At 68.4% G+C, this 11,377-nt stretch carries 11 protein-coding genes; 5 read left to right on the top strand and 6 right to left on the bottom strand.

Annotated elements, in window-relative coordinates:
- Positions 1-130 precede the first annotated feature (130 nt).
- Positions 131-553 carry a TIGR03618 family F420-dependent PPOX class oxidoreductase gene (locus LRD69_RS17220; RefSeq protein WP_277327459.1) on the top strand — a complete coding sequence of 141 codons (423 nt, stop codon included), beginning with the start codon at positions 131-133 and terminating at the stop codon, positions 551-553.
- A 92-nt stretch (positions 554-645) separates the two neighbouring features.
- Here LRD69_RS17220 and LRD69_RS17215 read toward each other — a convergent pair whose 3' ends face one another.
- A complete protein-coding gene (locus tag LRD69_RS17215) occupies positions 646-966 on the bottom strand; it encodes a (2Fe-2S)-binding protein (RefSeq protein ID WP_277327458.1) in 321 nt (106 codons plus the stop codon).
- Positions 963-1,229, bottom strand: coding sequence for a hypothetical protein (locus LRD69_RS17210; RefSeq protein ID WP_277327457.1), 267 nt, complete (start codon positions 1,227-1,229; stop codon positions 963-965). Before LRD69_RS17210 ends, LRD69_RS17215 begins: the two co-directional genes overlap by 4 nt.
- 101 nt (positions 1,230-1,330) lie before the next feature.
- Here LRD69_RS17210 and LRD69_RS17205 point away from each other — a divergent pair, with 101 nt between their 5' ends.
- Together LRD69_RS17205 and LRD69_RS17200 are read left to right on the top strand one after the other, a co-directional pair.
- Positions 1,331-2,341, top strand: a complete 1,011-nt coding sequence (locus LRD69_RS17205; RefSeq protein ID WP_277327456.1) for a helix-turn-helix transcriptional regulator — start codon at positions 1,331-1,333, stop codon at positions 2,339-2,341.
- Between the two features lie 172 nt (positions 2,342-2,513).
- Entirely contained in the window at positions 2,514-3,524 is a 1,011-nt protein-coding gene (locus LRD69_RS17200) for a helix-turn-helix transcriptional regulator (protein WP_277327455.1), read from the top strand.
- Positions 3,525-3,749: 225 nt separating this feature from the next.
- On the opposite strand, the gene LRD69_RS17195 is transcribed toward LRD69_RS17200, so the two are convergent.
- From LRD69_RS17195 to dnaK, 4 genes are all read right to left on the bottom strand, one after another.
- Positions 3,750-4,196: a helix-turn-helix domain-containing protein gene (locus LRD69_RS17195; protein WP_277327454.1), complete on the bottom strand. Its 447-nt coding sequence runs from the start codon at positions 4,194-4,196 to the stop codon at positions 3,750-3,752.
- A gap of 1 nt (position 4,197) precedes the next feature.
- Entirely contained in the window at positions 4,198-5,382 is a 1,185-nt protein-coding gene (dnaJ, locus tag LRD69_RS17190; protein ID WP_277327453.1) for a molecular chaperone DnaJ, read from the bottom strand.
- Positions 5,383-5,475: 93 nt separating this feature from the next.
- The gene (grpE, locus tag LRD69_RS17185; protein WP_277327452.1) at positions 5,476-6,126 is read right to left on the bottom strand and encodes a nucleotide exchange factor GrpE; all 651 of its coding nucleotides are present in this window, start codon (positions 6,124-6,126) and stop codon (positions 5,476-5,478) included.
- A complete protein-coding gene (gene dnaK, locus LRD69_RS17180; protein WP_277327451.1) occupies positions 6,123-7,976 on the bottom strand; it encodes a molecular chaperone DnaK in 1,854 nt (617 codons plus the stop codon). Before dnaK ends, grpE begins: the two co-directional genes overlap by 4 nt.
- 319 nt (positions 7,977-8,295) lie before the next feature.
- On the opposite strand from dnaK, the gene LRD69_RS17175 reads away from it, so the two are divergent.
- Both LRD69_RS17175 and LRD69_RS17170 read left to right on the top strand, forming a co-directional pair.
- Complete coding sequence (locus LRD69_RS17175; protein ID WP_277327450.1) at positions 8,296-8,889, top strand: sugar transferase; 594 nt, start codon at positions 8,296-8,298, stop codon at positions 8,887-8,889.
- A 124-nt stretch (positions 8,890-9,013) separates the two neighbouring features.
- Entirely contained in the window at positions 9,014-11,281 is a 2,268-nt protein-coding gene (locus LRD69_RS17170) for a (Fe-S)-binding protein (protein WP_277327449.1), read from the top strand.
- The last annotated feature ends 96 nt before the right edge of the window (positions 11,282-11,377 follow it).

The raw sequence follows: 11,377 nt of genomic DNA, 5'->3' as shown, positions 1-11,377 counted from the left end.
CCCACGGAATTCTCCGGCAGAAACCGCTGCCGGACGGCAGCCGGTGCGCAATCCCGCCCATGCTCCGAGTGAACCGGCCGGAGAACCCCTCCGCCACCGCAGACCGGGCGGGGCTGCCTACCCTTTGCCCATGGCCGTAGACGTACGCAACCCCAGCCCCGAGTACCTCGCCTTCTGGCGCGAGTACCACGTGTGCACCCTGACCACCCTGCGCCCCGACGGCACCCCGCACGTGGTGCCGGTCGGCGTGACGTACGACCCCGAGGCGGGGCTCGCGCGCATCATCACCAACAAGAGCAGCAGAAAGGTCGCCCACGTCCTGGCCGCCGGCCCGGGCGGGGCACGGGTGGCGGTCTGCCAGGTGGACCGGGGCCGCTGGGCGACGCTGGAGGGCCTCGCGACGGTCCGTACGGAGCAGGACGTGGTCGCCGACGCGGTACGCCGCTACGCGGAGCGCTACGAACGCACCCCGGCGCCCAATCCGGACCGGGTCGTCATCGAGATCGCCCTCGACCGGGCACTGGGCCGGGGCGCACCGGTCCGCACGGCCTGACCCGAGCAGCACAGCGGCGCCACCGCGTTCAGGTCACGGTGGCGCCGCTGTGTGGGGGAGTGTCTGAGCGACATGGAACGACGGGGGATCGCTCAGGCACTGCGGGGGGTGGCGGTGATGGTTTCGGGTTCGATCAGCTGGTGGTCCCGCTGATCGAGATTGACGAAGATCATTCCGTACCGGATGGCACAACGGACGGGGCGCGGCGCCCCCCGGGGACGACGGAGACACCGGTAGGCGCGAACCTCGTCGTCGTCCTCCAGGACGACGACGATGGGCTCTCCAAGCAGGGTGACCATCAACGAATCGCCATGGCGGGGGAGGGCCGTGAGCAGATCGATGAAGTGCCACCCTGAGCGGTAGGCCGAAGCCATTTCGCGTCGGAACACCCGGTCGTCCGGCGGGATGGTCATGCGCCGGCGTCGGCCGGCGTGGACCAGCTGATCTCACCGGGAGTGCCGGCCGGCGCGGACCAGCTGATCTCACCAGGAGTGCCGGCCGGCGCGGACCAGCTGATCTCACCGGGTGCGCCATCGGCCTCAACGCTCCAGCTGATCTCGCCGGGCGGGCCTGCCGCCTCCGCGCTCCAACTGATCTCATCGCTGGCCAGCGCGCCATAGCCCAGGGCCACGACGAATGTGGCGGCAAGCGCCGAGCGAAGCATTCGCTTGTACATAGTCGGCTTCGTCCTCACTTGTGGATTCCTCTCCCCCGCACCAAAGACGATGTCTCACCTGGGCACACAAACACCACCGGGTAGATGCATCATGTTCCTGCATGTTCAGGAACCTGGGGGGTGGAGATATGGCGACAATCGATACAAAACAGACACATCCTCACGGGATCACCGAACTATGCGAAGTGGGAAGGCACCTCTACGCCAGTGCGCTGCGCTCCGGGCGGATATTGCGTTCCGAGGTGGCGCCGGCGCCCTGCCTGATGGACTTCGCCCTTCTCCATCCCGACCCCGACGACCCCGCGTGGCTCCGCCCGGTTCCCCCGTCCGCCGCGCTGGCACAACGCCTGCATCCCCTGGAACGCGAAATCCAGGAACGCAGACGGCGCTCCGTCGAACTGACCGATTCGTTCGAGCCGTTCATGGACATCAGCGCCCAGGATTCGCCCATCACCCATGCCATCACGGTGCTCGAGGGAAGCAATCGGATCAACGCGGCGCTCGATCTCGCCACCGCGGAGTGCCGCGTCGAGGTCCTCACCGTCCAGCCGGGGGGCGACCGGGGCGAGGACCGCCTCAGAGAAGGGCTGGAACGAGGCCTGTCGGTGGTCGACCGCGGCGTCGGCATGCGCACCCTCTACCAGCACACCGTCCGGCACAGCCAGGGCACACTCGCCTACGCGGAGCGCATGGCCGAGGGCAAGGTGGAGATCCGCACACTCGAGGAACTCATCGAGCGCCTGATCGTGTTCGACCGGACCGTCGCCTTCATTCCGGCCCAGAACGACGACCAGATCGCGCTGGAGCTTCGCCACCCCGGGCTGGTCGACTACCTGGTCAAGGTCTTCGAGCAGCTCTGGAACCGCGCCTCCCCGCTCCTCGAGGAGCTTCACTACGACCCGGCTCCCAAAGGCATCAGTGGTGTTCAGCGCTCCATCGCCCAACTCCTCGTCGAGGGCCATGTCGACGAGGCGATCGCCCGTCGCCTCGGCATGAACGTCCGTACGTGCCGTGCGCACGTGGCCAAACTGTCCGCCATCCTCGGCAGCAACAGCCGCGCCCAGCTCGGCTACTTGATAGCCCGGTCAGGACTCCTGGAACAGGACCGCTGACGCACTCTCCGCCCTCCTCCCAGGCCGGTGCGTGGTGGCGGCGACAAGGGGACAGCAGCCACGCCCCCTTGCACGGGGGGAGTTCACCACCCAGCGGGGACAACACTCTCCCTGTGGCTAGGCTTCCCACCACCGTCATCTTGCTGCAGTGCACAAAAGTAGGGGATCCCGAATGGGTAGAGACGAGGAGCAACCCGGGCATTCGCACGGCGCACTTGAGCTGTGCGAATCCGGGATCCGGCTCTACACCGAGGCGCTCCGCAAGGGCCGGATCGCCCGCGCCGACCTCGCACCCGCCCCGTGCCTCATCGACATGGCGCTGGTCCACCCCGACCCCCGGGACGGCGCGTGGATGCGCCCCGTGCCCCCGTCCGCGGCCCTCGCGCATCTGCTGCAGCCCGTCACACGCGAGATCCACGAACGGATACGGCTCACCGCGGCCCTTGCGGACTCACTGGCCCCCCTGACGTCGGTCGCCAGCGAGGACCCCAACCTCGCCATCACCGTCATCGAGGGAAAGCCGCTCATCAACACGGCCGTCATGGATGCCACCCACCTGGCGAGGGACGAGATCCTGACGGCACAGCCAGGCGGCACCCGGCCCCTCAGAACGATGCAGCAGGCCCTGCGCACCGTGCAGCCGGCCATCAGCAGCGGGGCTCGGCTGCGCCATCTCTACCAGCACCCTGCCCGCTACAGCCCCCACCTCAAGCACTACCTGGCCCAGGTCCCCGCGGACCGCCTCCAGGTCCGCACCATCGAGCAGACCATCGAGCGGCTGCTCATCTTCGACCGAGCGGTCGCCTTCATCCCCGCCACCCCCGAGCGCGACGTCGCCCTGGAGATCCGCCACCCGGCCCTGGTCCGCTATCTGGTCCAGGTGTACGAGGCGCTGTGGGCCCAGGCCATCCCCATCGAGGAGAACCTGCACCAGGCCTCCCCCGGCGCCCCCGCCACCGCCGTGCAGCTCAGCATCGCGCGGCTCCTCGTCGAGGGGCACGTCGACGACACCGTCGCCCGCAAGCTCGGGATCAGCATCCGCACCTGCCGGTCCCACATCGCCAAGCTCATGCAGACGCTCCACGCGTCCAGCCGGACCCACCTCGGCGCGCTCATCATCCAGTCGGGCCTCGTCGACCAGGACGACCCGGCTCCGCGCGGGCAGACACCCGTCGGCTCCTGAACCGGCCCGGGGGCGAGGGAGGAGATCCCGCCGGTCACGTCGGCCGGACCGGATCTCGCGACTCCGGAAGGCCGTCGGCGGAGTATCGCCGCGGTCATCTCGTGCGCGCCGGCACTCTCGTTCCCGCAGTCGCGAGCGAAGGAACCGCCCGCACGACGGAGGCCCGCCACCCGTTTCCTTCCGGGTGACGGGCCTCGACCGTTCATCCATACGCCGCGAACGCGCCTATTCCTTGGGCTTCTTCGGCCGCCAGACCACCAACGCGCTGGTCTGCTGCACATCCTGATACGGCACCAGATCGCGCCGGTACGACGCATGCACCTGCGCCTCGCGCTGCTGCATCGCCACCGCGGCGCCGTCCAGCGCCGAGGAGAGCTCGGCGACGCGCTGCTGGAGCGCGGCCACCTGGTTCTCCAGTTCGATGATGCGCTTGATGCCCGCCAGGTTGATGCCCTCGTCCTGCGACAGCTGCTGCACGGTGCGCAGCAGCTCGATGTCGCGGGCAGAGTAGCGGCGGCCGCGGCCGGCCGTGCGGTCCGGGGAGACCAGGCCGAGGCGGTCGTACTGGCGCAGCGTCTGCGGATGCAGGCCCGAGAGCTGGGCCGCGATCGAGATCACGTACACCGGTGAGTCATCGGTCAGTTCGTACGGATTGCGTCGACGGCCGTCCACCTCAAGCTCCCTTCGCAGCCTGGAACAGCTCCGCCCGCGGGTCCTCCCCCGCGGTCGCCTTCCGGTAGGCCTCCAGCGCGTCCTGCGCCTCGGGTCCCAGGTCCTTCGGCACGGCCACCTCGACGGTGACCAGCAGGTCGCCCCGGGTGCCGTCCTTGCGCACCGCGCCCTTGCCCCGGGCGCGCATCGTGCGCCCGTTCGGCGTGCCGGCCGGCAGCTTCAGGGTGACCGGGGGGCCACCGAGCGTGGGGACCTTCACCTCGCCGCCGAGTGCCGCCTCCACGAAGGTGACGGGCACGGTGACCGTGAGGTTGTCGTCCCTGCGTCCGAAGACCGGGTGGGCGTCGACGTGGACGACGACGTACAGATCGCCGGCCGGACCGCCTCGCTCGCCCGGGGCGCCCTTGCCGCGCAGCCGGATCCGCTGGCCGTTGGAGACGCCCGCCGGAATCCTGACCTGCATGGTGCGCGAGGAACGCGCCCGCCCGCTGCCCTTGCAGACATCGCACGGGTCCTGGGCGATGAGGCCCCGGCCCTTGCAGTCCACGCAGGGATCGGTGAGCGAGAATCCGCCGCCGCTGCCGCGCGACACCTGTCCGGTGCCGACGCAGGTCGGGCAGACCCTCGGGGTGCCGTTCTTGTCGCCGGTGCCCGAACACGCCTTGCAGGGCGCCTGGCTGGACATCCGCAGCGGGACCGTGGCCCCGTCGACCGCCTCGGTGAAACTGAGCGTCACCTCGGACTCGATGTCCTGGCCGCGGCGCGGCTGCACGCGGGTGCCCGCGCCGCCGCCCCGGTTGAACAGGCCGCCGAAGACGTCGCCGAGACCGCCGCCGCCGAACCCACCGGGACCGCCGGCGCCGCCGCCCTGGGCGCCACCGAAGAGGTCGCCCAGGTCGAAGTTGAAGTTGCCTCCCGCGCCACCGGGACCGGCCCTGAAGCCGCCGTTGCCGAAGAGGGCGCGCGCCTCGTCGTACTCCTTGCGCTTCTTGGAGTCGCCGAGGATGTCATTGGCCTCGGAGATCTCCTTGAAGCGCTCCTCCGCCTTGTCGTCGCCCTTGTTGGCGTCCGGGTGGAACTCCCGGGCGAGCTTGCGGTACGCCTTCTTGATCTCGGCGTCGGTGGCGTCCTTGGGGACGCCGAGGACCTTGTAGTAGTCCTTCTCGACGAAGTCCTTCGTGCTCATCGACGTCCCTCCTTCCGGACGATCTGCCGGGCGACCGGCCCGAGGGCCGGTCGCCGGGGCAGGCGGTGGGCCCCGCGGTGGTCGGACGAAATGTCAGACCTCCTCGGTGCCACCGCTCTCCTCGTCGTCGGTCTTCTCTTCCTTCGCCGCCGCGGGGGCCGCGCCCGGCTGGGGCTCGGCCACCGCCACCCGCGCGGGGCGGATGGTGCGGTCGCCGATCCGATACCCCGGCTGGAGGATCGCCACGCAGGTCGTCTCGGTGACGTCCGGCGCGTACGAGTGCATCAGGGCCTCGTGGACCGTCGGGTCGAAGGGCTCGCCCTCCTTGCCGAACTGCTGCAGGCCCAGCTTGGCGACGATCGTCTCGAGCGACTCGGCCACCGACTTGAACCCGCCCACGAGCTCGCCGTGCTCCCTGGCGCGACCGACGTCGTCGAGCACGGGCAGGAGCTCGGACAGGATTCCCGCGACAGCGATCTCCTTGACCGTGACCCGGTCCCGCTCGACGCGGCGGCGGTAGTTCTGGTACTCGGCCTGCAGCCGCTGGAGGTCGCCGGTGCGCTCGGCGAGCGCGGTGCGGACCTGGTCCAGCTGGGCGGTGAGACCGACTGTCTGTGCTGCGTCCCCGGCCGGGGACGCCCCCTCCTCCGAAGAGGGGGCGGCGTCCTTCGGCTCAGCTCCGTCAGGGGTGGCGCCGGAGGGGACGTCAGGCTTCTCCTCGAAGCCCGGAGTCTCCTCGGTCACATCGCACCGCCCTTGGCGTCCCGCTCGTCGTCCACGATCTCGGCGTCGACGACGTCGTCGGCGGCGTCGGCGTGCGCCTGACCGGGCTGCGGGTCACCCTGCGGGCCACCCTCGGCCTGCGCGTTGGCGTACATCGCCTGGCCCAGCTTCTGGGAGACGGCCGCGACCTTCTCGGTGGCGGTACGGATCTCGGCGGTGTCCTCGCCCTTGAGCTTCTCCTTCAGCTCGGTGAGCGCGGCCTCCACCTCCGTCTTCACGTCGCCGGGGACCTTGTCCTCGTTGTCCTTGAGGAACTTCTCCGTCTGGTAGACGAGCTGCTCGCCCTGGTTGCGCGACTCGGCGGCCTCGCGGCGGCGGTGGTCCTCCTCCGCGTACTGCTCGGCCTCCTCACGCATCCGGTTGACCTCGTCCTTCGGCAGCGAGGAGCCGCCGGTGACGGTCATCTTCTGCTCCTTGCCGGTGCCGAGGTCCTTGGCGGCGACGTGCATGATGCCGTTGGCGTCGATGTCGAACGCGACCTCGATCTGCGGGACACCGCGCGGGGCCGGCGGCAGACCGGTCAGCTCGAACATGCCGAGCTTCTTGTTGTACGCCGCGATCTCGCGCTCGCCCTGGTAGACCTGGATCTGCACCGACGGCTGGTTGTCCTCGGCCGTCGTGAAGATCTCGGACCGCTTGGTCGGGATCGTCGTGTTGCGCTCGATGAGCTTCGTCATGATGCCGCCCTTGGTCTCGATACCGAGGGACAGCGGGGTGACGTCGAGGAGCAGAACGTCCTTGACCTCGCCCTTGAGGACACCGGCCTGGAGCGAGGCGCCGATGGCGACGACCTCGTCCGGGTTCACACCCTTGTTGGCCTCCTGGCCACCGGTCAGCTCCTTGACGAGCTCGGCGACAGCCGGCATACGGGTCGAGCCACCGACGAGAACGACGTGGTCGATCTCGGAGAGCTGGATGCCCGCGTCCTTGATGACGTTGTGGAACGGGTTCTTGCAGCGGTCCAGAAGGTCCGCGGTGAGCTGCTGGAACTGGGCGCGCGTGAGCTTCTCGTCCAGGTGCAGCGGGCCCTCGGCGGACGCCGTGATGTACGGCAGGTTGATCGTGGTCTCCGTCGAGGAGGACAGCTCGATCTTCGCCTTCTCCGCGGCCTCGCGCAGACGCTGAAGAGCCATCTTGTCCTTGGACAGGTCCACACCGTGACCGTTGGCGAACTGCTTCACCAGGTAGTCGACGACGCGCTGGTCCCAGTCGTCACCACCGAGGTGGTTGTCACCGTTGGTGGCCTTCACCTCGACGACACCGTCGCCGATCTCCAGGAGCGACACGTCGAAGGTGCCGCCACCGAGGTCGAAGACGAGAATCGTCTGGTCGTCCTTGTCGAGCCCGTACGCCAGCGCGGCGGCCGTCGGCTCGTTGACGATACGCAGGACGTTCAGGCCCGCGATCTCGCCGGCCTCCTTCGTCGCCTGACGCTCGGAGTCGTTGAAGTACGCCGGGACGGTGATCACCGCGTCGGTGACCTTCTCGCCCAGGTACGCCTCGGCGTCGCGCTTCAGCTTCTGCAGGATGAAGGCGCTCATCTGCTGCGGGTTGAAGCTCTTGCCGTCGAGGTCGATCTTCCAGTCGGTGCCCATGTGGCGCTTGACCGACCGGATGGTCCTGTCGACGTTGGTCACAGCCTGGCGCTTGGCGACCTCGCCGACCAGCACCTCGCCGTTCTTCGCGAAGGCGACGACGGACGGCGTGGTCCTGGCGCCTTCGGCGTTGGTGATGACGGTGGGCTCGCCGCCTTCCAGAACGCTGACGACGGAGTTAGTCGTGCCCAGGTCGATGCCGACCGCACGTGCCATTTCAATTCCTCCAACATGACTACTTGAGTGGATCTGGCTCAAGGATGCATGACGGCAGCCTCGGAGTCAACAGACCTGAGTGGCATCGACTCAACTATCGTGCACACACTTGGCGCCACCTGCGGTTTTGTCCGAGTTGAGTGGGGTACATATGCGACAAACAGAGATGACACCTGTTGACGATCACGGGTGACACCCATCGACCCGACCGGCCCAACACGCCCCGCTTCATCATCTCCGCATGGGATCGTTCTGTCACAAAATGCCGCGAGATGCACAAAACCGGCACTCGATTCGTCCAACCCGGCAGGTGTGAACGATGCAGACGAAGATGACGGCCAAGCGGGCGCTGGATCTGGTCCTCGGCTCGGTCCTGCTCGCCCTGGCCGCCCCCCTGCTCGCCGCAGGGGCCGTCGCACTCACCCTGCAGCAGCCCCCCGGCGGCGCACTGACCCGCTCCGTGCGGATCGGCCTGGGCGGCCGGCCCTTCGTGATGCGCACCCTGCGCACCCGCCGGCTCCGGCTGGACCTGCTCTCCCGGCTGCCCCATGTCGTACGCGGAGAACTCTCCCTGGTGGGACCGGAACCGCTCACCCCGCAGGACGACGACGAGCGGACCGGCGCGGCGGACCGCGCCCGGGCCGGGATCACCGCGCCACACTGGCGGCAGGAACTGAGACCCGGCCTGACCGGCCTGGCCCAGGTCCGCTCCCGCTCCGGAATGCCGTGGGACGAACCGGCCCTGCTCGACCAGCACTACGCCGAGCACCACTGGCTGGGACTCGACCTGGCCATCCTGACGGAAGCCGTACGCCTGCCCCTGCGTGCCGCGTTCCGCGGGGTCACCCGCCGCAGCAAGGCACACCTGAGCGACACAGATCACCGGCTGCGCGGCTACAGCGCGGCGGAATAAGTGGATAGTGTCAGCACAGACTGATTAAGTTACTGCTTAGTAATCGCTTGTAGTCCGGCACGCACCGTCCGTACCGGATCCCATAAGTGCTGGATCCCACCTCGCAGGCCCGAGGAGCCCCCAAATGCAACTCGCCGCGATCATCGTGTCGCTGGTGCTGACTGTGGTCGGCGTTGCGCTCATCGCCCGAGCCGTCGCGCAGATCTACCGGTTCGTCACACTCGGACAGCCGGTCCCGGCAGGCAGCCGCACCGACAATCCGAAGCAGCGCACGATCACCCTGGTCAAGGAGTTCCTCGGCCACACCCGGATGAACCGGTGGGGGATCGTCGGCTTCGCGCACTGGTTCGTCGCCATCGGCTTCCTGACGCTGCCGCCGACGCTGCTCCAGGCGTACGGACAGCTCTTCAAGGCCGACTGGGTGCTGCCGATCATCGGAGAATGGCTGCCGTTCGAGCTCTACATCGAGTTCATCGGCCTGATGACGACGGTCGGCATCCTCGTGCTGATCGCCATCCGGCTGCTGAACCTGCCCTCGCGCGCCGGCCGCAAGTCCCGTTTCGCGGGCTCCAAGGCCTGGCAGGCGTACTTCGTCGAGTACGTCATCCTCGTCATCGGCCTCGCGATCCTGACCCTGCGCGGTCTCGAGGGCGCGATCCACCACGTAGAGGGCTACGAGGCCGCGTACTTCGTCTCGTACCCCCTGGTCCTCGCCTTCAAGGGGCTCGGCCTCGGCGCACTCCAGAACCTCATCTACTTCACCGCGATGATCAAGATCGGCACCTCGCTGATCTGGATGATCACGGTCTCGCTCAACACCAACATGGGTGTCGCCTGGCACCGCTTCCTCGGCTTCCCGAACATCTGGTTCAAGCGGAACGCGGACGGCGCGGTCGCGCTCGGCGCGCTGCAGCCGATGACGTCCGGCGGCAAGGAGATCGACTTCGAGGACCCGGGCGAGGACGACGTCTTCGGCGTCTCCCAGGTCGAGCAGTTCTCCTGGAAGGGCATCCTCGACTTCTCCACGTGCACCGAGTGCGGTCGCTGCCAGTCGCAGTGCCCCGCCTGGAACACCGGCAAGCCGCTCTCCCCGAAGCTCCTGATCATGTCGCTGCGCGACCACGCGCACGCCAAGGCCCCCTACCTGCTCGCCGGCGGCGGCAAGGACATGGAGGGCAACGAGAAGGCGACCGAGGAGCAGCTGAAGGACGTCCCCGCCGCCGCGCTCGCCGAGGCCGAGCGCCCGCTGATCGGCACGGTCGAGGAGAACGGCGTCATCGACCCGGACGTGCTCTGGTCCTGCACCACCTGTGGTGCGTGCGTGGAGCAGTGCCCGGTCGACATCGAGCACATCGACCACATCGTCGACATGCGCCGCTACCAGGTGATGATCGAGTCCGCGTTCCCGTCCGAGGCGGGCACGATGCTCAAGAACCTGGAGAAGAAGGGCAACCCCTGGGGGCTCGCCAAGAAGCAGCGCGTCGAGTGGACCAAGGAGGTCGACTTCGAGGTCCCGATCGTCGGCAAGGACGTCGAGGACCTCTCGGAGATCGACTACCTGTACTGGGTCGGCTGCGCGGGTGCCCTGGAGGACCGGGCGAAGAAGACCACGAAGGCCTTCGCGGAGCTCCTCCACATCGCGGGCGTCAAGTTCGCGATCATGGGCGGCGACGAGAAGTGCACGGGTGACTCCGCCCGCCGCCTGGGCAACGAGCCGCTGTTCCAGCAGCTCGGCCAGGAGAACGTCGCGATGCTGAACATGGCGTTCGGCGAGGACGACGAGGACGAGACGACGAAGAAGCCGAAGTCGTCGAAGAAGATCGTCGCGACCTGCCCGCACTGCTTCAACACCATCGCGAACGAGTACCCGCAGCTCGGCGGCGAGTACGAGGTCATCCACCACACGCAGCTGCTCCAGCACCTGGTGGACGAGGGCAAGCTGATCCCGGTGACCCCGGTCGAGGGCCTGATCACGTACCACGACCCGTGCTACCTGGGCCGGCACAACAAGATCTACACGCCGCCGCGCGAGATCATCGCGAAGGTGCCGGGGCTGCGGAACGAGGAGATGCACCGCCACAAGGAGCGCGGCTTCTGCTGCGGCGCCGGTGGTGCCCGGATGTGGATGGAGGAGCGGATCGGCAAGCGCATCAACAACGAGCGCGTCGACGAGGCCCTCTCCCTCAACCCGGACATCGTCTCCACCGCCTGCCCGTTCTGCCTCGTCATGCTGACCGACTCGGTCAACGGCAAGAAGAACGACGGCAAGGCGAAAGAGTCGGTCCAGGTGGTCGACGTATCGCAGCTGCTGCTCGACTCGGTGAAGACCCCGGCGGACCCGGCGGGCGAACCTGAGCCGGCGGACGCACCGGAGCCCGAGCCGGTGAAGTAACCCGGGCCATCGTGCGACGGAAGCGGCCGGACCTGCCTCGGGGGCAGGACCGGCCGCTTCCGCCGTACGGGACGCCGTATCCGGGACGGCCCCGGA

The sequence above is a fragment of the Streptomyces sp. JH14 genome (genome assembly GCF_029428675.1).
Taxonomy (GTDB): Bacteria; Actinomycetota; Actinomycetes; order Streptomycetales; family Streptomycetaceae; genus Streptomyces.
Note: the sequence above shows the minus strand (reverse complement) of the source record. Positions and strands in the feature narration are given on the sequence as shown.